The organism is Faecalibacillus faecis (assembly GCF_003024675.1).
Classification (GTDB): domain Bacteria; phylum Bacillota_I; class Bacilli_A; order Erysipelotrichales; family Coprobacillaceae; genus Faecalibacillus; species Faecalibacillus faecis.
In genome coordinates, this window is sequence record NZ_PYLP01000002.1 from 40,273 (window position 1) to 66,770 (window position 26,498).

General features: G+C 29.6%; 24 protein-coding genes. 23 read left to right on the forward strand and 1 reads right to left on the reverse strand.

From position 1 onward, the window contains the following. Positions 1-2 precede the first annotated feature (2 nt). The 19 genes from C7U55_RS02070 (at position 3) to C7U55_RS02160 (ending at position 19,447) form a co-directional block, all read left to right on the forward strand. Entirely contained in the window at positions 3-938 is a 936-nt protein-coding gene (locus C7U55_RS02070) for a carbohydrate kinase family protein (RefSeq protein ID WP_106987128.1), read from the forward strand. Positions 939-999: 61 nt separating this feature from the next. Then, entirely contained in the window at positions 1,000-2,496 is a 1,497-nt protein-coding gene (locus C7U55_RS02075; protein WP_106987129.1) for a L,D-transpeptidase family protein, read from the forward strand. Between the two features lie 112 nt (positions 2,497-2,608). After that, positions 2,609-3,013 (forward strand): Fur family transcriptional regulator, encoded by a 405-nt coding sequence (locus C7U55_RS02080; protein WP_106987130.1) that lies wholly within the window; start codon positions 2,609-2,611, stop codon positions 3,011-3,013. After that, positions 3,010-3,969, forward strand: coding sequence for a metal ABC transporter substrate-binding protein (locus tag C7U55_RS02085; RefSeq protein ID WP_106987131.1), 960 nt, complete (start codon positions 3,010-3,012; stop codon positions 3,967-3,969). The genes C7U55_RS02080 and C7U55_RS02085 overlap by 4 nt, the downstream gene beginning before the upstream one ends. Before the next feature lie 11 nt (positions 3,970-3,980). After that, positions 3,981-4,688 carry a metal ABC transporter ATP-binding protein gene (locus tag C7U55_RS02090; protein ID WP_106987132.1) on the forward strand — a complete coding sequence of 236 codons (708 nt, stop codon included), beginning with the start codon at positions 3,981-3,983 and terminating at the stop codon, positions 4,686-4,688. Next, positions 4,666-5,508, forward strand: a complete 843-nt coding sequence (locus C7U55_RS02095; protein WP_106987133.1) for a metal ABC transporter permease — start codon at positions 4,666-4,668, stop codon at positions 5,506-5,508. The genes C7U55_RS02090 and C7U55_RS02095 overlap by 23 nt, the downstream gene beginning before the upstream one ends. 52 nt (positions 5,509-5,560) lie before the next feature. Beyond that, positions 5,561-6,403 carry a tRNA pseudouridine(55) synthase TruB gene (gene truB / locus C7U55_RS02100; protein ID WP_106987134.1) on the forward strand — a complete coding sequence of 281 codons (843 nt, stop codon included), beginning with the start codon at positions 5,561-5,563 and terminating at the stop codon, positions 6,401-6,403. Then, on the forward strand, positions 6,403-7,317 hold the full coding sequence (ribF, locus tag C7U55_RS02105) for a riboflavin biosynthesis protein RibF (protein WP_239985140.1): 915 nt from the start codon (positions 6,403-6,405) through the stop codon (positions 7,315-7,317). The genes truB and ribF overlap by 1 nt, the downstream gene beginning before the upstream one ends. Positions 7,318-7,356: 39 nt before the next feature. Next, positions 7,357-8,202, forward strand: coding sequence for a DMT family transporter (locus C7U55_RS02110; RefSeq protein WP_162297391.1), 846 nt, complete (start codon positions 7,357-7,359; stop codon positions 8,200-8,202). A gap of 61 nt (positions 8,203-8,263) precedes the next feature. Then, the gene (locus C7U55_RS02115) at positions 8,264-10,006 is read left to right on the forward strand and encodes a septation ring formation regulator EzrA (RefSeq protein WP_106987137.1); all 1,743 of its coding nucleotides are present in this window, start codon (positions 8,264-8,266) and stop codon (positions 10,004-10,006) included. A gap of 63 nt (positions 10,007-10,069) precedes the next feature. Further along, the gene (locus C7U55_RS02120) at positions 10,070-11,203 is read left to right on the forward strand and encodes a cysteine desulfurase family protein (RefSeq protein ID WP_106987138.1); all 1,134 of its coding nucleotides are present in this window, start codon (positions 10,070-10,072) and stop codon (positions 11,201-11,203) included. A gap of 3 nt (positions 11,204-11,206) precedes the next feature. After that, the gene (gene thiI / locus C7U55_RS02125) at positions 11,207-12,403 is read left to right on the forward strand and encodes a tRNA uracil 4-sulfurtransferase ThiI (protein ID WP_106987139.1); all 1,197 of its coding nucleotides are present in this window, start codon (positions 11,207-11,209) and stop codon (positions 12,401-12,403) included. A gap of 59 nt (positions 12,404-12,462) precedes the next feature. Further along, entirely contained in the window at positions 12,463-12,672 is a 210-nt protein-coding gene (locus C7U55_RS02130) for an alpha/beta-type small acid-soluble spore protein (RefSeq protein ID WP_048923864.1), read from the forward strand. Positions 12,673-12,794: 122 nt separating this feature from the next. Beyond that, positions 12,795-13,991, forward strand: a complete 1,197-nt coding sequence (locus C7U55_RS02135) for an acetate/propionate family kinase (RefSeq protein WP_106987140.1) — start codon at positions 12,795-12,797, stop codon at positions 13,989-13,991. 68 nt (positions 13,992-14,059) lie between these two features. Beyond that, entirely contained in the window at positions 14,060-14,995 is a 936-nt protein-coding gene (locus tag C7U55_RS02140) for a DHH family phosphoesterase (RefSeq protein ID WP_106987141.1), read from the forward strand. Then, positions 14,988-16,640: a hypothetical protein gene (locus tag C7U55_RS02145; protein WP_106987142.1), complete on the forward strand. Its 1,653-nt coding sequence runs from the start codon at positions 14,988-14,990 to the stop codon at positions 16,638-16,640. The genes C7U55_RS02140 and C7U55_RS02145 overlap by 8 nt, the downstream gene beginning before the upstream one ends. A gap of 139 nt (positions 16,641-16,779) precedes the next feature. Beyond that, positions 16,780-18,006, forward strand: coding sequence for a nicotinamide riboside transporter PnuC (pnuC, locus tag C7U55_RS02150; RefSeq protein WP_106987143.1), 1,227 nt, complete (start codon positions 16,780-16,782; stop codon positions 18,004-18,006). A gap of 119 nt (positions 18,007-18,125) precedes the next feature. Next, positions 18,126-18,683 carry an elongation factor P gene (gene efp, locus C7U55_RS02155; RefSeq protein ID WP_022001501.1) on the forward strand — a complete coding sequence of 186 codons (558 nt, stop codon included), beginning with the start codon at positions 18,126-18,128 and terminating at the stop codon, positions 18,681-18,683. Positions 18,684-18,700: 17 nt separating this feature from the next. Beyond that, a complete protein-coding gene (locus tag C7U55_RS02160; protein ID WP_106987144.1) occupies positions 18,701-19,447 on the forward strand; it encodes an SDR family NAD(P)-dependent oxidoreductase in 747 nt (248 codons plus the stop codon). A gap of 39 nt (positions 19,448-19,486) precedes the next feature. Here C7U55_RS02160 and C7U55_RS02165 read toward each other — a convergent pair whose 3' ends face one another. Then, positions 19,487-20,740: a methionine gamma-lyase family protein gene (locus tag C7U55_RS02165; RefSeq protein WP_106987145.1), complete on the reverse strand. Its 1,254-nt coding sequence runs from the start codon at positions 20,738-20,740 to the stop codon at positions 19,487-19,489. A gap of 150 nt (positions 20,741-20,890) precedes the next feature. Between C7U55_RS02165 and C7U55_RS02170 the strand changes: the two genes are divergently transcribed. From C7U55_RS02170 to C7U55_RS02185, 4 genes are read left to right on the forward strand one after another with little or no spacing between them, the layout of a single operon-like run. Continuing rightward, positions 20,891-21,562 (forward strand): response regulator transcription factor, encoded by a 672-nt coding sequence (locus C7U55_RS02170; protein WP_048923858.1) that lies wholly within the window; start codon positions 20,891-20,893, stop codon positions 21,560-21,562. Beyond that, positions 21,563-22,936, forward strand: a complete 1,374-nt coding sequence (locus C7U55_RS02175) for a HAMP domain-containing sensor histidine kinase (protein WP_106987146.1) — start codon at positions 21,563-21,565, stop codon at positions 22,934-22,936. Between the two features lie 10 nt (positions 22,937-22,946). Further along, positions 22,947-23,519 (forward strand): xanthine phosphoribosyltransferase, encoded by a 573-nt coding sequence (locus tag C7U55_RS02180; protein ID WP_106987147.1) that lies wholly within the window; start codon positions 22,947-22,949, stop codon positions 23,517-23,519. Between the two features lie 15 nt (positions 23,520-23,534). Further along, the gene (locus C7U55_RS02185; RefSeq protein WP_106987148.1) at positions 23,535-26,495 is read left to right on the forward strand and encodes a chromosome segregation protein SMC; all 2,961 of its coding nucleotides are present in this window, start codon (positions 23,535-23,537) and stop codon (positions 26,493-26,495) included. The last annotated feature ends 3 nt before the right edge of the window (positions 26,496-26,498 follow it).

Consider the following 26,498-nt stretch of genomic DNA (forward strand, 5'->3'; position numbering starts at 1 on the left):
ATATGGGTATTGTAGTTATAGGTGCAGTTTTTGTTGATATTAAAGGTTTTCCAATTGATGCATACATTCCAACAGGAAGAAATGCAGGACATATTAAATACATTCATGGTGGAGTCAGTCGAAATGTTGTTGAAGATATTGCCAATGTTGAATTACGCCCGACATTTTTATCAATTGTTGATGAGAGCGCGTTAGGACAAGAAGTCATTCATAAATTACAAAGACATAAAGTCAATACAAAATATATTCAACAAATTCCTGAAGGAATGGGAACTTGGTTGGCTGTCTTTTCTAATGACGGTGATTTGGCAGGCTCTATTTCGCAAAGACCAAATTTAATGCCAATTTTAGATTTGGTGAAAGAAAAAGGCGATGAGATTTTTAAAGATTGTGATTCAATTGTTTTAGAAGCAGATATTGACCCTGAAATTATTAAAGTTATTTTAGATTATTCTAAAAAATATAATAAAAAAGTATTTGGTGTTATTTCTAATATGACACTTGCAGTAGAAAGACGAGATTTGTTACAACAATTTGATTGTTTAGTTTGTAATGAATTAGAAGCAGGTATTTTCTTTGCAGAAAATTATAGTAAAAAAAGTCCTAAAGATCTATGTGAAATTATTTCTCAAAAAATGGTAGCGGGGGCCATTAAATCAATGGTTGTTACGATGGGAAGTAAAGGAAGTATTTATGCAGATCATTTAGGCAATAAGGGGATTTGTCCAGCAAAAAAAGTAACAGTAAGAGATACAACGGGAGCAGGAGATGCTTTTTGTGCAGGACTTACAATTGGACTTACTTATGGTAAAGATTTAAAAGATTCTGTAGAAATTGGAACAAAATTAGCGGCTTCAGTTATTACTTCTTCAGAAAATGTTTGTCCACGTTTTTTACCTCGTGAATTAGGATTAGAAATTGATGTAACGGATGAGTAGTTTTCTTTGACAGAAGGGAAAGAAAGTTATAAAATATCTAAGCAATAGGGGATGTTGATTTATGAAAGAAAAACTCATGAATTTAAAAATAACAAAACAAGGAAAAATTGTTTTAAGTGTTGTTATTGCTATTTTTATGCTTATTTTTATTATTACAATTTTATATTCGAACAAGTTCTATCCTAATACTACGGTTGGTGGAATTGATGTTTCAGGAATGACCTTAACAGAGGCTAGAGAGGCTGTTGAAACGGATTTAAAAAATCACGTTTTAGTTATTAAGGGTAGAAACAACGCTAAATATGAATTAAAAGGAAAAGACATTGATTTATCTGCAAAGTATGAAGATCAACTTGAAAGTTGTTTTAAGAAAACGCACGGTTTCTTTTCGTTTTATAAAATTATGACAGGTGAAGATTTTGATGTAGCCTTTGATGTATCTTACAACAAAGATTTACTTGTGCAAAATTTATCACAATCGTTTTTAGTGGCGGGGGGAGATCAATATCAAATTGAAGCACCACGAAGCGCTTATGTAGAATATGATAAAAAAACAAAATCAGGTAAAATCGTTAAAGAAAATTTAGGTAACCAATTAGATGTAGAAAAATTTTATACTTATGTAGAAAAAGCACTTTCTACTTTGTCAACGAAGATCAATTTAGAAAGTGGTGATGTTTATTTAAAACCACAGTTTTATAGTAAAGATGAAGTTATTGCAAATGAACTGAAAACATATAATAACTATTTATTAAAATGGCTTCGTTTTGATATGGGTAAAAAACACTATGAAATCATTCAACCAACAGATATTAAAGAATGGTTGGTTATTGGCGATGATGCCTCTGTTTCTGTTGATAAAGATAAGATGTCATCTTGGGTAGAAGACTTTTGTTTAAAATATAAAACAGTTGGGAAAACACGTAGTTTTAAATCACATACAGGTGAAATCTTACAAGTATCTGGTGGGGATTACGGATGGCAAATTGATTATAGTCAAACAGTTGATCAAATTTACAATGCTATTACAGCTGAAAGCAAAGAAGCGGATGTCACTGCTTATTTAAATAAGCAATCAAAAGAAAATTCTAAAAAGTTGATTACTAAATTAGAACCAATTTATAAAAATAAAGCATATAAAATGAATTATGAAAATCCTGAAGAAGATTATAATACACAAACATATAGTGAAGTTGATATTTCTGAACAAATGGTGTATGTTTTCCAAAACGGACAAGTTGTTTATAGTGCAAAATGTGTTACAGGACTTCCTAGTGATGCAACACGTTCAACAAAAACAGGATGTTGGTATATTAAAGATAAGAAGTTAGAATATACGTTAACAGGTGCGGACTATAAAACACCTACAAAATATTGGATAAGGATTACTTGGACAGGAACTGGATATCATTATATGAATCGTAGTGACTGGGATAAGTGGACACCTGATTTATATAAGACAAGAGGATCACATGGTTGTATAAATCTTCAATTGGAAGATGTTAAAAATATTTACAATCTTGTTTCTTTAAGAGATATGGTCTTTATACATGATTAACCATCAAACCATCTTTGGATGGTTTTTTTATTTTTACAAATGGTTTGCATATTCGTTGACAAATGAGTAAAAAATGATAAAATGCAATTGATTTGCAAATTGAGGTGATTTTATGAAATATAAAACAAAAGCATCAAAACTAATAAAACAATATACAGATCAACATTCTGATCAAAGCTTTACAGCACATCATTTATATGAATATATTGTTGAACAAGGCCAGGCAGTCAATCTATCGACAATTTATCGTAATTTAGATCAATTCGTTGATGAAGGAATACTGACAAAATTTAAAACGGGACATAATGATGTTTTTATGTATCGCGTCAATCAAGATGTCTTTCATTGTCATGAACATCTTCATTTACAATGTTGTAAATGTGGAAAAATAATTCATGTAGAAAGTGGTTTGATGAAAAAACTTGTCAATACTTTAGAAAATGATTATCATTTTTATCTTGAATGTGATGCTTCAACAATTAGTGGCTTATGCAAAGAATGTAGGGAAAAACAATGAAAAAATTAAAAGCTATATTAATATCTTGTCTTTGTCTTTTAATGATGACAGGATGTACAACGAATAAAATAGATAATCAAAAAATAAAAATTGTTTGTACAACATATGTTCAATACGATTGGTTACAACAAATTATTGGTAAAGAAAATAGTACTTTTGATTTATCTTTAATTATAAAAAATGGAGTTGATCTTCATAATTATCAGCCAACTGTTCAAGATATTGTACAAATATCTTCAGCAGATCTATTTGTATGTATCGGTGGAGAATCAGAATCATGGGTCAATGATGCGATTAAAGAAGCCAAGAATAAAGATGTAAAAATGATTTCTTTGATGGATGTTTTAAAAGATCACCTTAAAGAGGAAGAACATTTAGAAGGTATAGAAGAACATGATCATGAGGCTGAAGATGAAACAGAATATGATGAACATTTATGGCTCTCTTTAAAAAATGCACATCAAGCAATTGAGTTTTTATCTAATGAAATTCAAAAAACAGATCAAAAGCATAAAGATATTTATCAAAAAAATACAGAAAATTATTTAAAAGAAATAGATGATTTACAACAACAATATCAAAGAACGGTTGATGCGTCAAAAACAAAAACACTTGTTTTTGCGGATCGTTTTCCATTTCGTTATTTGATGAATGATTATTCTTTAAATTATTATGCGGCTTTTCCGGGATGTTCAGCAGAAATAGAAGCAAGTTTTTCTACGGTGACTTTCTTAGCTTCTAAAATAGACGAATTGAATTTATCGTATGTTATTGTGGTTGATCTATCGGATAAAAAAATGGCAAAAACAATTATTAATTGTACAAAAAATAAGGATCAAAAAATTGTAACATTGGATTCATTGCAAGCTGTTAAACAGGAACAAATTGATAAGGGTTATAGTTATTTAAAAGCAATGAAACACAATTTAAAAGTTTTAAAAAAATGTTTGGAATAGGATGAGAAAATATGGCGTATATTAAATGTCAAAATTTAAGTGTTGGATATGCAGGAGAAACACTTATAGAAAATATTAATTTTGAAGTTCATGAACATGATTATCTATGCATTGTAGGTGAAAACGGGGTAGGGAAAAGCACTTTAATGAAAACATTACTTGGTTTAGTTGATAAAAAAGAAGGAAATGTTGAATTTGGTAAAAATATTAATCGTAAAGAAGTAGGCTATTTACCTCAACAAACAGCACTGCAAAAAGATTTTCCAGCAACGGTTATGGAAGTCGTATTATCAGGAAATCTTTCTAAAATAGCTTTACGTCCTTTCTATCGAAAAAAGGAAAAAGAAAGAGCTCTTTTAGAAATGAAGAAGCTTAAAATTGATTCTCTTGCCAGTCGTAGTTATCGCGAACTTTCAGGAGGACAACAACAACGTGTTTTACTTGCAAGAGCGTTATGTGCAACAGAGAAAATTCTTTTTCTTGATGAACCAACAACAGGACTTGATCCTCAAGTAACAAAAGAATTTTATGATATGTTGAAAGAATTGAATAAAAAAGGAATGGCAATTATTATGGTTAGTCATGATTTATCAGTATTAGAAGAAGCAACGCATGTTCTTTATTTACGAAAAAATGATTATGTTTATGCTCGAAAAGAAGAATTTATGAATACATATGGAAAGGAAATGAAAGCCGATGTCAATTATCGAAACATTTAGTTATTATCTATCTTATCCCTTTGTTCAATATGCTTTGATCGTAGGGGTTTTAATTGCTTTATGTTCATCACTTTTTGGTGTTTCTTTAGTGTTAAAACGCTTTTCATTTATCGGGGATGGACTTTCTCATGTTGCTTTTGGGGCAATGGCGATTGCAACCGTTTTAAATTTTAGTATGCAAACACCGTTTATTATGATTATTACGATTATTGCTGCAGTTTTATTACTGAGAACGGGACAAAACACAAAAATCAAAGGGGATGCGGCGGTAGCAATGTTTTCTGTAGGTTCACTAGCAATTGGTTATTTATTGATGAATGTTTTTTCAACATCGACGAATGTTTCAGGAGATGTTTGTTCAACTTTATTTGGCTCAACGACTTTACTTACTTTAACTAAATCAGAAGTAGTAGTCTGTATCATTATGTCTTTACTTGTTGTAGGGTTTTATATTTTCTTTTATAATTGTATTTTTGCAGTAACATTTGATGAAAATTTTATGAAAGCAACGGGTTTGAAAGCGGAAATTTATAATTTATTTATTGCGGTCATTACAGCTATTATCATTGTTCTAGCTATGAAACTGGTAGGCTCTTTATTAATTAGTGCACTTCTTATTTTCCCGGCTCTTTCAGCTATGCGTGTTATGGTAAGTTTTAAAGGTGTTGTTATTTATTCAGCAATTTTATCTGTGTTAGGAGCACTTGTAGGAATTGTTTTATCAATTTTATTTTCAACGCCTGTGGGAGCCACAGTTGTAGTGATGGATATTCTTATTTTCTTGATTAATAATTTTATTGCGGTTTTCAAAAGAGCATAAAGATTTCTTTGCAAGAGAGAAGGAATTTGTTAAAATGGAAAAGGTGATAAAAATGGATGGAATATTATTGATTAATAAACCAGCAGGTTATACAAGTCATGACATTGTTGGAATTGTTAGAAAAAAATTACATACAAAAAAGGTTGGTCATTGTGGGACTTTGGATCCAGATGCGACTGGTGTTCTTGTTGTATGTGTAAATAAAGCAACAAAAGCAATACAGTTTTTAATGAGTGATAGTAAAATCTATCGAGCGACGTTATCTCTTGGTAAAAGTACAGATACATATGATGCCAGTGGAAAGGTTCTTGAAGAAAAAGAGGTTGGAGAAATTTCAAAAGAACAAGTTGAAGGAGTACTTAATTCTTTTTTGGGACATTCAAAACAAAAGCCGCCAATTTATTCAGCAATTAAAGTAAATGGAAAAAAATTATATGAATACGCCAGAAATGGAGAAGAGGTAGAAATCAAAGAAAGAGATATCGAAATCATGATGATTCAACTTATTTCTTTTGATAAAAATGAAATTGTCTTTGATGTGAAATGTTCTAAAGGGACGTATATTCGTTCTTTATGTGTGGATATCGCTAAAAAGTTAGGTTATCCAGGACATATGTCACATTTGACGCGTATTGTTTCAGGTGATTTTTCTTTAGAAAAATGTTATACGTTAGAAGATCTACAACAAGATCGCTATAAGCTTTTATCAGTAGATGAAGCTTTAGATAGCTATCCTAAAATAATTTTAAAAGATCCTACAGTTGTTTATCATGGAAAAATGATTAAAAGTGATTTGACAGGCCAAGTCGCTATTTGTGATGTAAATAAACATGTTCTTGCTATTTATGAATCTAATGGTGAAGGCTATTTGAAAAATGTAAGAGGGTTATGGTAATGAAAGTATTTTATTTGAAACCAGATTCTTCTTATTCATTAGAACCTTCTGTTTGTGCAATTGGCTATTTTGATGGTGTTCATTTGGGGCATCAGCAACTGTTAAAACGTGTTGAAAAAATTGCCCAAGTGAAGAACATGAAAAAGGCTCTAATGACATTTTCTTGTCATCCTAAAGAAATTTTAGGAAAAAAAGATTTTAAATATTTGATGTCATTACAAAGTAAGATTGCTATTTTAGAAAAAAGAGGTTTTGACTATTTCTTTATTATTGAATTCAATCAAGATATTTCTCAATATTCACCTACTTCATTTCTGGAATGCTATCTTTATAAAAACAATATCGAACATCTTGTTTGTGGGTTTGATTTTCATTTTGGTAAAAATGGTCAAGGGGATACGCGTTTTTTAAAAAATATACAAAAAGAAAATTTTTCTGTAGATATTATTGAAGAGTATGATGTAGACGGGGTTAAAGTATCATCTTCTTTTATTAGAAATAAATTAGAAGAGGGACAACTAGAACAAGCAAATCAACTTTTAAGCCGTCCTTATCGTATTTCTGGAAAAGTCATTTATGGTTTACAAAATGGACGAAAGATTGGTTTCCCTACAGCTAATGTAGATGCAGGACACTATGTTATTTTAAAAAAAGGTGTTTATGGCGTTTATTTTTATCATGATGGTAAATGTTATCTTGGAATGGCAAATGTGGGCTTAAATCCAACAGTAGGAGAAATTACAAAGATTTCTTTAGAAGTAAACGTTTTTGATTTTGATGAAGATATATATGGAAAAGAAGTAGATGTGGATTTTATGTTTAGAGTTCGTGATGAAAGAAAATTTGCTTCTTTAGATGATTTAAAACAACAATTAAAGAGAGATGAAAGGTTTATTAGACATTATTTTGATTAATAAACCTTTCTTTTGTTTAAACTAAAAAAGGGTGGTTTTGTGATTTATATACTGCTTTTTCTAGCAAATGCAACTTGGGGTTTAAATATCATTATAACAAAATTTAATTATGATTCATTTGATCCTTTGTTTTTAGTTTATTTAAAAATCTTTTTTTCAATGCTATCTTTATTGGTTTATATATATTTCAAGAAAATTCCTTTTGAAAAAGCTTCTTTTAAACAAGTAGTTATTAATACAAATCTTATTAATGTTTTAAATTTTATGATGACATATTTAGCATTAAAAACAATTAAAGGTTCACAGGTGGCAACAATTAATTGCTTGTCGCCACTTATTATGGCTTGTATTACTTTTAAACAACAAAAGTGGAATTTTAAAAAGATAGGTCTTTTCTTTTTTATTTTAGTAGGCTTTTTTATAACGATTCATTTTGATTTTTCAACATTGAATATAAGTTTTTTTATGATGTTAGGAGCTTTATTGTTCTATAACATTGGAAATTATCGATTAAGATCTATAAACCAAAATCTCTTTATTTATAATTTTTATATGTTTTTTGTTGCATTTGTTGAACTTACCGTTTTTCTTTTATTTCAACATGAACAGCTTTTTTATCATATTTATCGTTTTCCTTTTTGGCTTTTTGTTTTATCTTCAGGAATAGGTTATGCTTTTATTCAAAGTGTTTCCTTTTTCTCAATTAAAAAAATCGGTCCTTTTTCAACTAGTTTTTTCATGGCGTTCAATCCGTTGTTTACTTATATTTTCTCACTTTTCTTTTTAAAAGAAAGCTTTGATTGGATGATTTTAATAGGATTTTTATGTATTTTTATAGCTTCTTTGGCTATTTTAAAGGAAACATTAAAACAAAATAAATTTTAGACAAGAATACGACACTATGGTATAATTAAACAGTAAAATGTATTAAAAGAGGTTAAGGTCTATGGAATATATAAATAAGGTCATAAATATTATAGGATTAAAAATGCTTATTGCGATCGTGTCAATTGTTTTAATTGTTATTGTTCTTTTTATAACGTATCGTTTATTAAAACTTAAACATTATCGTAAACAAATCATAGATTTAGAAAATAGAATAAATGCAATCAAATCTTTACCCTTACAATATCGTTTAGGAAGGGTTAAAGGAATTGCGAAAAATATGCCAGAACTTCAAGATAAATATGAGCTTTATGAAGAACAGTTTTCAAAATTATCTGATACACTTAATGATGAAATTACACCATTAATAAATGAAGTTGATGAAGCACTTTATTATCGTAAATTACATGGTGTTCAAAAGAAAATGTCTAAATTAGAAAATGATGTCATGCACTATGAGACAGACTCAAAACAGCTATTAAAAGATATTGAAGTTATTACAGAAATCGAAAATATTCAACGTTTAGAAATAATTAAGGTTAAAGAAAAATATCGTGAAACAAATGATCATTACTCACAAATTCGTTTCAAAGTAGAAGATTATGTTCCTAAATTACAAGATGTTTTCCATGGCATAGACCAACAATTTGTACAATTAGAAGATTATATGAATAATCAACAATTTGAAGAAGCTAAACAATATACAGAAAAAGTTTCTAAAGATATAGATGATTTAGAAGCCAACTTAAGAGATTTGCCAACTTATATTTCTGTTACACGTCAATATTTACCAAAACGTTTAAATGAATTAAAAACAATCATGGATGAAATGATGCAAAAAGATTTTGCGGTTGAAAGAATGAAAGCAACGTTACGTATTGATAAAATTGAAAGTGATTTAAATGAAACAGCACAAGCAATTAAAGATTTAAATTTAGAAAATGTTGGACAAAATATTGAAGTTATGACAGAAGACATGAATCTTTTGTATGCGGATTTTGAAAAGGAACAAAATGCGTATGCACTTTATGAAGAAAAAAGAGATGCATGTTACAAATATGTAAATACAATTGATAGCGGTCTTTCAAAAACGAGAGATGTTATTAAAGATTTAGAAAAAAATTATATTTTAAGTGATTATGAAATAACGATTGAAGATGATTATAAAGAATTTCAAAAAGTTTTAGATGATTTAAATGATGTGACTGAAATTATTGAAAGTAAAGATTTTTCTTATCAAGATATGATTGAAAATTTTGAAAGAATTACGATAAATAGTAAGCCTTTCAATGATTCTTTAATTAAACATAATGAACTTGCAGAATCATTAAAAATTCAAGAAAAAAGAGCACTTGATGAACTTGATAACATTAATATTGTTTTACTTGAAATTAAATCAGAAATTCGAAATAAACATTTACCAATGATTAGCGAGTCTTATCAAGATTATATTGATGATTCTTATCAAAAAGCAGATGCTATTTTGAATTTCATTCGTCAAAGACCAATCGACTTAAAGAGCCTTTCAATGCAAGTAGATGCTGCGCGAGATGTTATTTATAAACTTTATGATAATGTGCATAATTTAATTGTAACAGCTGAAATGGTTGAAGATGCCATTATTTTTGGAAATCGTTATCGTTCTTCCTTTTTAGAAGTCAACACAGAACTTACAAAAGCGGAATTACTTTATCGAAATGGTGAGTATACAAAAGCCTTATCGACAGCGGTAGATATTATTGAAAAAATCAAACCGGATTCTTATGAAATGCTCGTTAATAAAAAAAGTCCTAAAAATGCCTAGGACTTTTTTTACGAAAAGGCACAGGTTAAAAAAAAGAGAATAAAATAGAATATGGAGGGAAATATGGTATATCTAGATTATGCGGCAACAACGCCTTTTAATAAAGAGGTTATTAAAACACATGAACAACTTTTAGAGAAATATTTTTATAATGCGGATAGTATTTACAGTCAAGGAATTGAAGTTAATCGTTTATTGGAAAAATCAAGAAGTCTTATTGCAGGTATGTTACATGTAAAAGATGAAGAAATCATTTTTACAAGTTGTGGTAGTGAAGCAAATAATATGGCAATTAAGGGAATTGCTTTTCAATATCAAAATAGGGGAAAACATATAATTACGACTTCTATTGAACATTCTTCGGTTTATGAAGCATGTAAGGAATTGGAAGAAGTTTTTGGCTTTGATGTGACGTATTTACCAGTAGATCATAGTGGACATATTTCAATAGACGATTTAAAAAAGAGTATTAGAGAGGATACTATTTTAGTAAGTGTTATGCATATTAATAATGAAGTAGGAGCTATTCAACCTATTGAGGAAATTAAGAATGTTATTAAAGAACATCCACTTATTAAATTTCATGTAGATATGGTTCAATCCTTAGGAAAGTTGACAATTGATTTATCAGGAATTGATTGTGCTTCTTTTTCAGCACATAAAATCAATGGTTTAAAAGGAAGTGGACTTCTTTATAAAAATCACTCGACAACACTTGTTCCTTTAATTAATGGAGGACAACAAGAATTTGGTTTACGTGGTGGAACAAGCAATGCTTGTACGTATATTGTTTTTGCGAAAACATTAAGATTAGCATTAGAAAACTTCACCCAAAAAGAAGAATATGTAAAAAAATTAAATTCGTATTTAATTCATGAACTTTCACAAATTGAAAGTGTAGTCGTTAACACTCAAGGAAAAGCTTCAAACCATATTGTTAATTTTTCATGTGTTGGCTATAAACCAGAAGTTGTTTTACACGCTTTAGAAGAAAAAGATATTTTAATTTCTACAAGAAGTGCTTGTTCTTCTAAAACAAATGATATTTCAAGAGTTATGCAGCAACTTCATTTAAGCGATGAAGTAGCAAGATGTGCTTTGCGTGTAAGTATTAGTGATTTGACAAAAGAAGAAGAAATTGATAAATTTATTTATTGTCTAAAAGAAGTGTTAAATTCAATAAAAAAACAGAGGTAGATTATGGAAGCAAATTATATTGTTGTTCGTTTTGGTGAACTCACAACAAAAGGAAAAAATAGAAAATTATTTACACAAAAATTATTAAAAAATACGAAGGAAATTCTTTTTGAATTTCCTCAACTTCAATATCAATTACAATATGATCGTCTTTATATTTATTTAAATGGTGCAGATCATTTAGCGGTAAACGAAAAATTAAAAACAGTTTTTGGAATTCATTCATTTTCAAACGCATATAAATTTCCAAAAGATTTAGATGTTGTAAAAGATTCTATTGCGCAAATGATCAATGAAGATACAAAAACAACTTTTAAAATCAACACAAAACGTAGTGATAAAACATTCCCTAAAAAATCACAAGATATCAATAGAGAAATAGCAGGACATGTTTTTCATCATGTTACTCGTCCTTTAAAAGTAGATGTCCACAATCCAGAAATGTTGGTTACGGTTGAAATTAGACATGATGCAATGTACGTTATGACAAATGTTATCAAAGGTGCCGGTGGTTATCCAGTTGGAATTGGTGGGAAGGCTCTTTTAATGTTATCGGGTGGAATAGATTCACCAGTAGCCGGTTATTTAACATTAAAACGTGGTGTAGATATTGAATGTGTGCATTTTGCAGCTCCACCTTATACAAATGAATTTGCTAGAGAAAAAGTTTTTGATTTAGTAGATCAATTACGTCATTATACACATGGTCAAATTACTGTACATGTTGTCAATTTTACAAAATTACAATTAGCTGTTTATGATCATTGTGATGAAAGTTATGCAATGACTGTTATGCGTCGAATGATGTATCGTATCGGTGAAAAACTAGCACGTAAAAATCATTGTTTAGCGTTAGTCAATGGGGAAAGTATTGGGCAAGTTGCTTCACAAACATTAGATAGTATGAATGTTATTAATGAAGTTATTTCTATTCCTGTATTAAGGCCTGTTTTATGTCTTGATAAATTAGAAATTATTGATATTGCTCAAAAAATCAATACATATGATATTTCAATTCGTCCTCATGAAGATTGTTGTACAATTTTTACTCCTAAAGCACCTGCAACAAAACCAAAAAGTTATAAAGCAGTTGCTTTTGAAGAAACATTTGATTTTGATACATTAGTTGATGAATGTGTTGAAACAGTTGAAACCATCGTTGTTGATAATTCTTATAAAAATGATGAAGATATTTTTTAAAAAAAGCGTATAGTTTTTATATCCTGACACAAAATAAAAGTGTCAGGAGGTGACACAAGATGGCACAAAGTAATAACAGTAATAGATTAGTTGTACCAGGAGCTCAAAATGCGATTGACCAAATGAAATATGAAATTGCTAATGAATTTGGTGTTAATTTAGGTCCTGATACAACAGCTAGAGCTAACGGTTCTGTTGGTGGAGAAATCACTAAAAGATTAGTTAAAATGGGGCAAGAACAAATGTCTCGTTCTTCATATAATAAATAAAGAATAGTGTAAAAACTATTCTTTTTTGTAAGTGGTTACATTTTTTATGTAATTTCTCCTAGTTTTATTGTTTTTATGTACCAAATTTAGTACAATATGTTTATATGACTAGGAGGTAAATTATGGTTAAAGTAATGGCGGTAAACGCAGGGAGTTCCTCTCTTAAATTCCAATTATTGAATATGCCAAGTGAAGAAGTCATCACATCTGGTTTAGTTGAAAGAATTGGTCAAGAAGTTGGAAATTTTGTAATAAAAGTAAATGGAGAAAAAAGAAAATTAGAAACTCCAATTCCTGATCATCAAGTAGCAGTTGATTTGTTATTGGATGCTCTTGTAAAACATCATATTGTAGAAAGTTTAGACGAAATCGATGCTGTTGGACATCGTGTTGTACATGGTGGAGAAGATTTTAATGATTCTGTTGTCGTGGATGAAGATGCAGTTAAAAAAGTAGAAGCTTTAGCGGAACTTGCACCTTTACATAATCCCGCAAATATTATTGGATATAATGCTTTTAAAAAAGCACTTCCTCATGCAGGACATGTCTTTGTATTTGATACAGCATTCCATCAAACATTGGATAAAGAAAGATATCTTTACCCATTACCACTTGAATATTATACAGATTTAAAAGTGCGTAAATATGGGGCACATGGTACAAGTCATAAATATGTTTCACAACAAGCAATTGAAATGTTAGGGAATCCTAAAGAATCAAGAATTATTGTTTGCCATTTAGGAAATGGAGCTAGTATTTCAGCTGTACAAGATGGTAACTGTATTGATACATCCATGGGATTTACACCTCTTGCAGGGGTTATGATGGGAACAAGAAGTGGAGATGTGGATCCATCTGTTATGCCTTATTTATGTAAAAAACTTAATAAAAGTGTAGATGAAGTGTTAGAAATCTATAATAAAAAATCAGGTATGCTAGGTATTTCTGGTATTTCTTCTGATTCAAGAGATATTGAAAATGCTTTATTTAATGAAGGTAATGAAAGAGCTTTATTAACTGGGTTATTATATGCACGTATTGTTTCAAAATATATTGGTCAATACTATGCAGAACTTGGTGGTTGTGATGCCATTGCCTTTACTGCTGGGGTAGGAGAAAATGCAGCTTATTTAAGACGTTTAATTATTGATAACGTTTCAAGAGCATTTGGTGTTTTCTTAGATGAAGAACTTAATAATATTCGAAGTGATGAAAATCGTGTTATCTCTCATCAATATTCTCAAATCAAGGTTATGGTTATTCCAACAAATGAAGAAGTAATGATTGCTAGAGATACAGTGAGATTATTAGAACTTTAATGAAAAGGTCCTCTATTTTTAGAGGTCTTTTTTATCTAATTATGATATGATAAAAATGAGGTGAAATTATGATAGAAGAAATTTTAAATAAAATAGAGGAATATGATTGTATTTGTCTTTATCGACATGTTAATCCGGATTATGATGCTTTTGGTAGTCAATTTGGAATGTATGATCTTATTAAAAATACTTTTTCAAATAAAACAGTTTATATGGAAGGAGACTTTTCTTCTGATTTAGTTCAAAAATTTAATATTGAAATGAATATTGAAAAACCTAAATTTGAACAACCTGTTTTAGGAATTGTTTTGGATACGGCAAATAAAGAACGTATTGATGGAGAAAGTTATCAACAATGCAAGGAAATCATTAAGATTGATCATCATATTGTTGTTGAATCTTATGGGAATATTAACTTAGAAGATAGCAGTGCTTCTTCATGTAGTCAAATGGTTGCACTCTTTTTAAAAAATGAACGAGTTCATTTAGCATCTTTTGGAGCGGCAAGTCTTTATATGGGAATTATGGGCGATACGAATCGCTTTATGTATTCAGGTACGGATTGTCGTACATTTGAAGCAGCAATGTATCTTTATAACTGTGGTTTTGATATGCAAGCACTTTATGAAAGAATGTATATGAAAAAGGCGAGTGATTTAAAAGTAAATGCTTTCTTATTAAATCATTATATTGAAGATGAAGGAATTGCTTATTATATTTTAAAAGATGAAGACTTAAAAGCACTCAATCTTTCAAGAGAACGTGGTTCAGATTATGTTAATATTTTAAGTTCGGTTGAAGAATATAAGATTTGGCTTGCAATCACCGAAAATGTTAAAGATCATAATTGGCGTGTATCAATGCGTTCTAGACACTGTCCTGTCAATGTTGTCGCTAACAAATATCGTGGAGGAGGACATGCTTTTGCTTCAGGTGCTACACTTTTATCAATAGATGAACTTCCTTCGCTTCTTAAAGATTTAAAGGAGCTTATCAATGGATAATTTTATTCAGATTATTAAAGAAAAAATGAATCATTTTTCTTTTCATTCAAACTATACACCTTCATCTAAAAAATGGAGTTATATTATTCCTTTATTAGTTGTATTGATTTTAAGTATTGTTGGTGAGTATGTTTTATTGTTACCAATTCACTTTCAATCACAAACATTTATTTTTCATTTGATTTTCTTACTTGTTTTATTTGCGATGCTGCATGCAATTTTACTTGGAACAATTGACCAAGTGTCTAAGGTATTTGTGGCTATCTCTTTAGGATTATTGATCTATGTAGGTATTGGAAGTGTTTATAGTGCACCTATTTTCCATGCAAAAAATTATCAAAAACAACTTCTTTTAGATAAAAAAGCAGATTTTTATAAAGATAATGAAACAATTTCTTATCAGTCTATCCCTGTTGTTGATCGTGAAAGTGCTATCAAACTTGGTGATCGTAAGATGGGTCAGATGATTGATTATGTTTCACAATTTGAAGTTGATGAATCTTATGAACAAATCAACTATCAGGAAACACCTTATCGTGTAACACCGCTTGAATATAGTGATTTGATTAAATGGGTTACTAATCGAAAAGAAGGACTTCCAGCTTATATTAAAGTAAATATGGTTACTCAAGAATCAGAAGTTGTAGAATTAAAAGAAGGTATGAAGTATTCAAAATCAGAACATTTTGGACGTAATATTTATCGCCACTTGCGTATGAATTATCCAACGAAAATGTTTGAAGAACTTGCTTTTGAAATTGATGAAAAGGGAACACTGTATTGGATTGCTCCAGTATTTGAATATCAAATTGGACCCTTTGGTGGAAAAGATATCGTAGGAGCGGTTTTAGTGGATGCTGTAACGGGGAAACATAAATATTATGATATTAATGATATTCCAAGTTGGGTCGATCGCGTTTATCCAGCGAATCTTGTAATATCTCAACTTGAAAATTATGGAAAATATACAAATGGTTATATCAATTCAATCTTTTCGCAAAAAGGTGTTTTACAACCAACAGATGGTTATAATTATATTGTGATTAAAGATGATGTTTATTTGTATACGGGTTTAACAAGTGTTTCTAAAGATGCCAGCAATGTAGGATTTGCACTTATTAATTTAAGAACAAAAGAAGGTAAATATTATCATATTTCTGGAGCGGAAGAATATTCGGCAATGTCTTCGGCAGAAGGAAAAGTACAAAACTTAAAATATAAAGCAACATTTCCAATTTTGATTAACGCTGGAGGAGAGCCTACTTATTTTCTTTCTTTAAAAGATAGTAGCAATCTTGTTAAGATGTATGCTTTTGTCAGTGTTAAAAATTATCAAATTGTAGCAACTGGAAGCAGTGTATCTGAGGCTGAAAAAGCTTATTATGAAGTTTTATCTCAAAATGGTAAAAGTCATGTCGAAGCTGAAGAAAATACTTTAACGGGGAAAATTGCTTTAATCAACAGTGCGGTTAAAGAAGGAAACAGTGTTTATTATTTTAAACTAGAGGGTGATGATCATATTTATATTGCAGATTTATCCCTTTCTAATTCCTTACCACTTGTAGACGTTGGAGATGAAGTTGAAATTCAATTTATTTCAAATGAACATCAAAGCGTGGTTGTTAGTCAATTTAAAGCTAAATAATTTAAAATAGGAATACGCATTATTCCTATTTTTTTACATTTTTATGAAATAATTATAATAAATAGAAAAAAAGAGTGTATTTTTTATAAATATTTATTATAATGATAAAGCATTTTAAGATAAGGGAGAGGTTTAAATAATGATTCAATTTTTCAAAAAAAATATCGAATCCAATAAAAAATTAAGAACACTTGAAATAATTGTTTTATGTTTACTTGTTTTTACTTCAATTGGTTCAGTTTTTTATGGTTTGCTGCAAATTCATAAAGATGTAGGAGATTTGCGATATGTTCAATCTGTCACGATGAATAGAGATAAAGATGAAGAGGATTATGATTCGGATAATAAAGTTTGTGATGTCATTTATCGAAAAGGTGATCAAAAACTTGTGGTATCTTATGATTATGAAGATTATGTTAAATTAAATAAAAATTCAATCAAAGCATATGAATTTAAAACAGTAAATGGACAAAATCTTTATTTTGATCATAAAGATGTAAGTCATCAAGAAGCAAGTCATACTTATAAAGAAATGATGGCAGAAGAAACATTGTCTGTTTTCAATTTAGCGAGTGCAACATTTATTTTAATGTTATCTGTTGCAATTATGATGTTATTCTCTAAACAATTTACAACATATGAAAAATCATGGTTTATCTCAATTATGGTATTAGCTACGATTTTATCTGTGTTATTCCCAGAAGATAGTGCCAATGGTGTAAACGGTATTATCATTATGATTCTTTATTTATTAGATACATTCTTAAATATTTTATGTGAATTACTGATATCTAAACAATCAAGGTATAATTTCTTAGTTTCTGTCTTGGTAGAAATTGTAGAAATTGTTTCTTGTGTTGTTTTAATGTATCGTTTTGCGACAATGGCAACAACTTTATTTTTCTGGCTACCTATTGATATTATTAGTTATATTAACTGGTCTAAACATCGCGATGATGAAGAAGATGAACTTACAATGGTAAGAAAATTAAAAGGATATCAAGAAGTTTTAGTTATTATTGGTATTATTGTTTGGACAGTTGTTGTAGGTTATTTTATTAGTGGTTTAGATATCGCTACTGATTTTTATAACAATAAAACATTAGAAACAGCAATTATTTATATTGATGCTTGTGCTTCAGCAGTTGGAATCGCCAACGGTCTCTTTATTTTCTTTAGATTAAGAGAACAATGGATTGCTTGGTATATATGTGCATTTTTAGAAGCAGTAATTAACATAATGTCAGGACAATATGTTTTACTTGCTTTAAAACTGGGTTATTTTACAAATACAACTTATGGATATATTAAATGGAGTAGATATATCAAAGAACACCAAAATAAAGAAAAAGTATCTTTATTTTAAAAAATAATTTAAAATAAAATATTTTCAAAGCACGAGGAGTTTTTCAGGAGTACTTGAGAATGTTGATTGAAACTGTTACAATAAGACGTGTAAAAAATTATTAATAGGAGAGATAGTATATGGCAATTAGTGCAGGAGATTTTAGAACAGGATTAACTTTAATTATTGATGGTGATCCTTGTCAAGTGTTGGATTTCCAACATGTTAAACCTGGTAAAGGAGCGGCTATTTTAAAAACTAAAATGAGAAACTTGAAAACAGGAGCTATTCAAGAAAAAAACTTCAATGCTTCAACTAAATTTGATCAAGCTAATATTTCTAAAAAAGCAGCTCAATTTTCTTATGAAGCAGATAATACTTTCTACTTCATGGATATGGAAACATATGATACATATGAATTATCTGAAGAACAAGTTGGTTATAATAAATACTTTATTGTTGAAGGAACTGAAGTTTATTTAGTATTCTTTGAAGGATTATTATTAAATGTTTCTGTTTCTGAAAAAGTAGAATTAACTATTGTAGAAACAGATCCAGCTATCAAAGGAGCACCATCTAACCAAACAAAAGACGCTAAAACTGAAACAGGTCTAACTCTTAGAGTTCCTCAATTTATTGAACAAGGTGAAAAAATCGTTGTTTTTTCAGCTGATGGAAAATACGCAGGAAGAGCTTAATAAAGCTCTTTTTTATCATGGGTAAAGTTGTATTAATTACAGGTGGTGCTAAAGGTATTGGTAAAACCATTGCTTTGGAATTAGCAAAAAATCGATATGATATCGTTATTAATTATTTAACTTCTCATCAAGAAGCAAAATGTTTAAGAGAATACATTATTCAACAATATCATGTACGTTGTTTGGCTTTAAAAGCAGATGTTTCTAAAGATGATCAAGTTGGAAAGATGATAGAAGAAATTGATAATCAATTAGGTGGCGTTGATATTTTAATTAACAATGCAGGAATTGATTTGTCTAATTTATTTCATTTAAAAACAGCAGATGAATTTAGAAAGACCTTAGATGTCAATGTTGTAGGTGCTTATAATTGTAGTAAAAGTGTTTCAGCACATATGCTTAAACAAGACTATGGACGTATTATAAATATTTCCTCGACAAATGGGATGAATACATATTATCCTATGTGTATTGATTACGATGCTTCAAAAGCAGCACTTATTTCTTTAACTCATAATTTAGCGTTTGAGTTTGGACCTTATATTCATGTAAATTGCATTGCACCAGGATTTATTGGTACAGAAAATGAACTTGATGGTTATGATGAAGAATTTTTAAAAGAAGAACAAGAAAAAATTATGGTTAAACGCTATGGCAAACCTGAAGAAGTGGCTTATTTAGTGAAGTTTTTGATTAGTGATGAAGCTGATTTTATAAATAATTCGATTATTCGAATTGATGGCGGACAAATAGGGAGTATGTAAAAAAGACTCAATTGTTGATTCAACAGTTGAGTCTTCTTTTTATTTGTTTTTCATTTGTGTTAAAGCAAGTAAGATGGAAAGTTTCCCGTATTCAATTGATAAACCACCTTGCATATATAAAGTATAAGGTTCTTTTACAGGAGCATCGGCACTTAATTCAATGGTACTTCCTTGCGTAAAACTTCCACTAGCCATCACTTCATCAAAGGGATAACCAGGCATTGGGGCAGGAAGAACACGTACAAAGGAATCGATTGGACTTGATGATTGAATTCCTTGAGTAAAATTCACTAATTTTTCTTTACTATGTAAATCTAAAGTTTGAATAAGATCTGTTCTTTTTTCATTGTAACGAGGTGATACATGTTCATATCCTAATTTTTCTAACATGTATGAAGTAAAAATAGCTGTTTTTAATGCATTTTTTACAGCGTTTGGTGCCATGAATACACCTTTAAAGAAAGCGTTGTTAAGATTAAAGTTAGCACCTAAGTCTTTACCAATACCAGGAGCGGTAAGTCTTTGTGCAACTTCATAAACTAAATCTTTATTACCAGCTACATAACCACCTGTTGGAGCAATTCCACCACCTAAGTTTTTCATTAATGATCCGACAACAATATTAGCACCAATATCTCCTGGTTCTTTTGTTTCTACAAGTTCACCGTAACAGTTATCCACCATAATAATGACTTCTTGATTAACTTTTCTAATTTTATGAATAATTGATTCTATTTTATCGATTGTAAGTGATAAACGTTGACTGTATCCACGAGAACGTTGAATTTCAACAAGTTTTACATTTTTTTGTTGAAGTCTTTCAATAATACTTTTTTCATCAAACTCATTATCAATTAAATCAATTTGTTCATAATTAACGCCATAGGCTTTTAACGATTGATTGGAATTACCACTTATACCAATCATTTCTTGTAAAGAATCATAAGGTTCACCGCTAATAGAAATCATGGTATCACCGTGTTTTAATAAAGCAGAAAGCGTTAAATATAAAGCGTTTGTTCCTGACATGATTTGTGGTCTTACTAAAGCATCTTCGCATCCTAAAATAGAGGCGAAAATTCTTTCTAATTTATCTCGACCCTCATCGTAATTTCCATAACCATTGATATCTGTAAAATCACTATAAGAAACTTGATTTTCTATAAAAGCAGATAAAACTTTATTTGAATTAATAAGACATGTTTCATCTACTTTAGCATAGATTTCTTTTAAATCGCTATCTGATTGTTTTGCTAAATCTAATAAATCTTGATCTATTTTTTCTAATATCATTTCTACATCCCCTTTAATCTTGCTCTATTATACAATAAATATTTTTTTTGTGTATCTTTATTGATAAAGTTCTTGTAAAGTAAATCTTTGTAAGATTGTATTATTTTATGGTTTTATGATATAATTTTGAATTGAATTGAGGTGTAGAAAATGAAACCAAAAGTATTAGTTGTTGATGATGAACAAGATATTAGAGAATTACTCAAGTTTTATTTAAATAAAGAAGGTTATGAAGTCTTAGAAGCCGGTGATGGGGAAGAAGCCTTAAACATTTTTGAAAACGAATATGTGGATTTAGGAATCATCGATGTCATGATGCCTAAAATGGATGGTTTTGAACTTGTTGAAAATATGAAAGAGTTCAAAGATGTTCCATGTATTATGCTTACGGCCAAAGGTGAAAGCAAAGATAAATTACGTGGTTTTTCTTCTGGGGTTGATGACTATGTCGTTAAACCTTTTGACCCAAATGAATTAATGGCGCGTGTAAAAGCAATTATGAAAAGATATGATATTAATACATCGCATATTATTCATTTAAAAGATGTTGAATTAGATGGGGATAAATATGAAATTAGATATAAAGATGAATGTATTCATTTGCCATTAAAACAATTTGAATTGCTTTTTGAACTTGCTAAACATCCAAATCAAATTTTTTCAAGAGAACAATTAATTGAAAAAATTTGGGGAATGGATTATGACGGATTTGATCGAACGGTTGATGTACATATTAAAAGAATTCGAGAAAATATTGGTCATTTACCAGGATTCAATGTTGTAACAGTACGTGGTTTAGGTTATAAAGTTGAGGTTGATTAAATGAAATCCATTTATTCTAAATTAATTTTTGGCTTTTTCATTACCATTGTTGCATCATTTTCGGTAGCTGGTTATGTGTCATTAAAATTGAATGATGAACAAATTGAATCAACGGTAGAAGAAGATTTAATTACGACCAATGACTATGTTATAAAAGTTATTTCTAATGGAAATATAGAAAATAAAGATGATATTATAGATCTTTATGCTAAAAGTAGTGAGATGGCAATTACTTGTTATTCCCTGAAGGATGGTTATGTTGCTTATGGAAATAAGAAATATAATCCATCTCCAGAGGAAATGACGCTTTTTTTTGAAAAAAAAGATGAAAATTTTTCAAAAAAATTAAGAGATGAAATCCTATCTTATGGAACAAAGAATAATATCAACGGGGTAGATTATTATATTTATGTTCAAAAAGATACAAGTGGACAAAAAAGTGCGATTGCCAATTCAGCTATTTTGATTTTAGGATGTGTCTTTTTAACAGGAAGTATTGTTTTCCTAGTGATAGCTGATATTATTGTTAAACCATTGACGCGTCTTACGAATGCTTTGAAAGAGTTAAGTAATGGAAATTATGACGTACGTGTTGATAATGTAGGACAGGATGAAATTTCAAAATTGAATCAAGGTTTCAACCAAATGGCGAGACAGCTTGCAAAACAAGATGAAACACGACAAAAATTCATTTCAGATATTTCACATGAGTTCCAGACACCATTAACTTCGATACAAGGATTTGCGAATATTTTAAAAGAAGAAGATCTTCCTAAAGAACAACGCGTGAAATATGCAAATATTATTTTATATAATAGTAAAAGGTTATCTTCTTTAGCGAAAAATATGTTACAATTGACCTTGCTTGATAGAGAAGAAATAGAATTAGAAATTTCTACGTATTCACTTATTGAACAAATGAATCGTGTGATTTCTACTCAAGAAAACCAAGCAATGGAAAAAAATATTGAAATAGAGTTCCAAGTTCCTAAAAAAGATATTGTTATTGATGGTGATGAACAAAGATTAGAACAAGTCTGGACAAATATTGTTTCTAATGCCATTAAATATACAAATGATGGGGGATTAATTACAATCTCTATGAAAAAGACTTCTAAAGAAGTAGAAGTTTCTATAGAGGACACGGGAATTGGAATGTCTAAAGAAGTTGTTTCTCATATCTTTGAACGTTTTTATCGAGAGGATAAAGCACGTAATGTAGAAGGAAATGGTTTAGGACTTGCCATTGTTAAATCCATTGTCGATTTACATAATGGAAAAATTGATATTCTTTCACAGGTTGATGTGGGAACTGTCTTTATTGTAAAATTACCTATAGAAAAACAAAAATTTATGAATCGTTTGAAATTGTAAGGAGATAAGTATGCAAGAATTAAAAGAAAAGATTTTAACTGATGGAGAAATTATTGAACCAGATATTTTAAAAGTGGATAGTTTTATTAATCATCAAATTGATCCAAAAACATATAGATCGATTGCAGAAGAATTAAAAAGACGTTTTAAAGATGAAAAAATTGATAAAATTCTAACAATTGAAGCTTCTGGAATTGCTTTAGGTTTAGCTTTAAGTTATGAATTAAATGATATTCCTGTTGTTTTTGCTAAAAAAGGAACATCTAAAACAGTTAACGATGATTTATATACAAGTGAAGTTTATTCTTATACAAAGGGGAAAAGATACATTGCTTGCGTTAAAAAGAAGTATTTAAACGAAGGTGAACATATTTTACTTGTGGATGACTTTTTAGCGGATGGAAATGCAATGATGGGACTTGTTGATATGTGCCAACAAGCAAAATGTCAAATTGTTGGATGTGGTATTATTATTGAAAAAGGATTCCAAAAAGGACATCAAAAACTTGTTGATTTAGGACTTAAAGTTGAATCACTAGCGATTATTGAATCTTTTAAAAATGGAAATATTACATTTAAATAAAAGAAAGGAGCATCTATGTATTTAAAAAGAATTGAATTACATGGATTTAAATCGTTTGCGGATAAAGTTAATGTCGAATTTCAACCAGGAATTACAGGAATTGTAGGACCAAATGGTTGTGGTAAATCAAATATTTCAGATGCAGTACGTTGGGTTTTGGGAGAACAATCGGTTAAATCATTAAGAGGAAGCAATATGGCAGATGTCATTTTTGCGGGTTCTGAAGATCGTCGTGCACAAAATTTAGCGGAAGTAACACTTGTCTTTGATAACTCAGATCGAACACTGAATTATGATTATAATGAAGTAGAAATTACCCGACGTCTTTATCGCCAAGGAAATGAAGCAGAATACTTATTAAATAGACAGCAATGTCGTTTAAAAGATATTACAGATTTAATTTTAGACACTGGATTGGGAAGAGATTCGCTTTCTATTATTTCTCAAGGAAATATCTCTAATTTTGCGGATAATCGTCCTGAAGAGAGAAGAGTTATTTTTGAAGAAGCAGCAGGTGTTTCAAAATATAAAAAAAGAAAAATAGAAGCAATCCGTAAATTAGAAAGAACAAAAGAAAACTTGGATCGTATTGGGGATATTGTTTATGAATTAGAAAAACAAATTACCCCTTTAAAAAAGCAAAAAGAAAAAGCTGAAACCTATTTAGAGTTAAAAGAAAAATTAACATCTATTGAAGTGAATGTATTAGTACATGAAATTTCAGAAACCAATGCATCATTAGAAGAACTTTCAAAGATTTTAAAATCATTAAATGAAAAACAAGCTGCATTAGATGCGGAAATCTTGTTAAAAGAAAGTGCAAATGATGAAATTAAAAAGAAGATGTTTGTTTTAGATAATGAGATCAACGCTTTACAAAGTCAACTTTTAGAAGCAATGTCTGAAGTTTCAAGATTAGAAACAAGTAAAGTAGAAGTGGATCAAAAGCGTAAACATGCTTTAGAGTCAAAAGATAACAAGGATATTGCTCATAAATTAGAAAATTTAAAAGCTATTTTAGCGGATGTTGTTGAAGAATATAACAACCGTGTGGGACGTCTTGAAGAAACTGAAAAAGAATTAAATGATTTATCTAATAAACAAAAAAAAATGACTTTAATGATTCAAGAAAAACATCAATCAATAAGTCATTTAACTCAAGAAATTACTAAAGATAAAAATAGACAAGAAATTTTAATTGATTTAGTAGAAAATAAATCAAATTATCATAGTGGTGTTAAGGCAGTGATGTCTCTAAGTAATCAAAATCCTGATATTATTGGTGTTTTTGGTGATCTCATTAAAAACGATCAAGAATATGACCTTGCTATTTCTACAGCGCTTGGAAGTGCTTTACAATTTATTGTAACAAAAGATGATTTACAAGCACGATTAGCTATTAAATTTTTAAGGGATAATAAAGCAGGTCGTGCAACCTTTTTGCCATTAGAAACAATGGAACCACGTTTGCTTCGCGAAGAACATGAAATTTTATGTCCGACTTTAGATGGCTATTTAGGTGTGGTCAGTGATTTTGTTTCTAGTGATAAAAAAATAGAGAATGTTATTTTAAATCAATTAGGAAATGTAATTTTAGCGGATAACATTGATCATGCTTCAGAAATTTCTAAAGCAACATACGCACGTTATAAAGTAGTAACGCTTGATGGAAACATTGTTAATGTTGGTGGTTCTTTAACCGGGGGAAGTGCCAATAAACAACAATCCTCGATTATTCAAAAACGCGAGCTTGAAAAAGTTAAAGAACATTTAAAAGAACTTGAAAACAAACTTGCAAAAGAAAAGAATGAATTGAATTCATTAGAAAATGAATCAAAAGAAATTTCTCATACATTATTGCAAAAACAGATGTCTTATGCAAAATTAGAAGTTGTTGTCCAAAATAAAAAAGAAGAGTTGATTGTAGCCAAAGGGGAATACGAAGACTTATCTCATCAAAATGTTGAATTGGAAGATTTTAAAAGTGGTAAAATCAACAATCAACTTGTTATTGAATTAAATGAAGCGATTCAACATCGTGATCAACTTACAGAACAAATTAAATCAAAACGTGAAATGAGAATGTCTTATGTCAATGAAAATGAACAACTTGAAAATGCATTAAAAACACTTCGTAAAGATTTAAAAGATATTCAAAGTCAAGTTAATGAAAAAGCAATTGCTTCAACTAAACAAGAAGCTTCATTAAATAACTATTTAAATCGTTTATCTAATGAATATGCTATGACTTATGAATATGCCAGTGAAAATTATCAAGAAGAATTAGATATGGAATCAGCACGTTATGAAGTTGCAGTCTTAAGAAATGAAATCAATGCTTTAGGTCATGTCAATCTTGATTCGATTGAAGAATATGAAAAAGTTTCTAAACGTTATGAAGATATGAATGGTCAACGTTTAGATTTAATTCAAGCACAAGATAAAATTATTCAAGCAATTGATGAAATGGATGATATCATGGTTGAAAAATTCTCAACAACGTTTGATAAAATCAATTATCAATTCAATCTTGTTTTTAGAGAATTATTCGGTGGCGGAAGAGCTGAAATCAAATATACAGATCCTAATAATATTTTAGAAACAGGAATTGATATTGACGTTCAACCACCAGGGAAATCAGTTTCCAATATTACTTTGTTTTCAGGTGGAGAAAAGGCATTAATTGCGATTTCATGTTTATTTGCAATCTTAAAAGTACGACCAGTACCAATGTGCATCTTAGATGAAGTCGAAGCTGCACTTGATATGGCCAATGTTGAAAGATTTGCAAAGTTTTTAAGAGAATTTTCTTCGCAAACACAATTTATTGTTGTAACACACCGTGAAGGAACGATGGAAGAATGTGATCTTCTTTATGGAGCAACGATGCAACAAAAAGGTGTTACAAAACTTGTAAGTGTTAAATTAGAAGAAGCTGTTGATTTTTCAAATGATCAACATCAAGGAGGTGTCTAATAA

Excerpts from the sequence above, each read along its gene's own strand:
- C7U55_RS02070 (WP_106987128.1), top strand. The coding sequence starts at position 3 with ATGGGTATTGTAGTTATAGGTGCAGTTTTTGTTGATATTAAAGGTTTT.
- C7U55_RS02075 (WP_106987129.1), top strand. The coding sequence starts at position 1,000 with ATGAAAGAAAAACTCATGAATTTAAAAATAACAAAACAAGGAAAAATT.
- C7U55_RS02080 (WP_106987130.1), top strand. The coding sequence starts at position 2,609 with ATGAAATATAAAACAAAAGCATCAAAACTAATAAAACAATATACAGAT.
- C7U55_RS02085 (WP_106987131.1), top strand. The coding sequence starts at position 3,010 with ATGAAAAAATTAAAAGCTATATTAATATCTTGTCTTTGTCTTTTAATG.
- C7U55_RS02090 (WP_106987132.1), top strand. The coding sequence starts at position 3,981 with ATGGCGTATATTAAATGTCAAAATTTAAGTGTTGGATATGCAGGAGAA.
- C7U55_RS02095 (WP_106987133.1), top strand. The coding sequence starts at position 4,666 with ATGTCAATTATCGAAACATTTAGTTATTATCTATCTTATCCCTTTGTT.
- truB (WP_106987134.1), top strand. The coding sequence starts at position 5,561 with ATGGATGGAATATTATTGATTAATAAACCAGCAGGTTATACAAGTCAT.
- ribF (WP_239985140.1), top strand. The coding sequence starts at position 6,403 with ATGAAAGTATTTTATTTGAAACCAGATTCTTCTTATTCATTAGAACCT.
- C7U55_RS02115 (WP_106987137.1), top strand. The coding sequence starts at position 8,264 with ATGGAATATATAAATAAGGTCATAAATATTATAGGATTAAAAATGCTT.
- C7U55_RS02120 (WP_106987138.1), top strand. The coding sequence starts at position 10,070 with ATGGTATATCTAGATTATGCGGCAACAACGCCTTTTAATAAAGAGGTT.
- thiI (WP_106987139.1), top strand. The coding sequence starts at position 11,207 with ATGGAAGCAAATTATATTGTTGTTCGTTTTGGTGAACTCACAACAAAA.
- C7U55_RS02130 (WP_048923864.1), top strand. The coding sequence starts at position 12,463 with ATGGCACAAAGTAATAACAGTAATAGATTAGTTGTACCAGGAGCTCAA.
- C7U55_RS02135 (WP_106987140.1), top strand. The coding sequence starts at position 12,795 with ATGGTTAAAGTAATGGCGGTAAACGCAGGGAGTTCCTCTCTTAAATTC.
- C7U55_RS02140 (WP_106987141.1), top strand. The coding sequence starts at position 14,060 with ATGATAGAAGAAATTTTAAATAAAATAGAGGAATATGATTGTATTTGT.
- C7U55_RS02145 (WP_106987142.1), top strand. The coding sequence starts at position 14,988 with ATGGATAATTTTATTCAGATTATTAAAGAAAAAATGAATCATTTTTCT.
- pnuC (WP_106987143.1), top strand. The coding sequence starts at position 16,780 with ATGATTCAATTTTTCAAAAAAAATATCGAATCCAATAAAAAATTAAGA.
- efp (WP_022001501.1), top strand. The coding sequence starts at position 18,126 with ATGGCAATTAGTGCAGGAGATTTTAGAACAGGATTAACTTTAATTATT.
- C7U55_RS02160 (WP_106987144.1), top strand. The coding sequence starts at position 18,701 with ATGGGTAAAGTTGTATTAATTACAGGTGGTGCTAAAGGTATTGGTAAA.
- C7U55_RS02165 (WP_106987145.1), bottom strand. The coding sequence starts at position 20,740 with ATGATATTAGAAAAAATAGATCAAGATTTATTAGATTTAGCAAAACAA.
- C7U55_RS02170 (WP_048923858.1), top strand. The coding sequence starts at position 20,891 with ATGAAACCAAAAGTATTAGTTGTTGATGATGAACAAGATATTAGAGAA.
- C7U55_RS02175 (WP_106987146.1), top strand. The coding sequence starts at position 21,563 with ATGAAATCCATTTATTCTAAATTAATTTTTGGCTTTTTCATTACCATT.
- C7U55_RS02180 (WP_106987147.1), top strand. The coding sequence starts at position 22,947 with ATGCAAGAATTAAAAGAAAAGATTTTAACTGATGGAGAAATTATTGAA.
- C7U55_RS02185 (WP_106987148.1), top strand. The coding sequence starts at position 23,535 with ATGTATTTAAAAAGAATTGAATTACATGGATTTAAATCGTTTGCGGAT.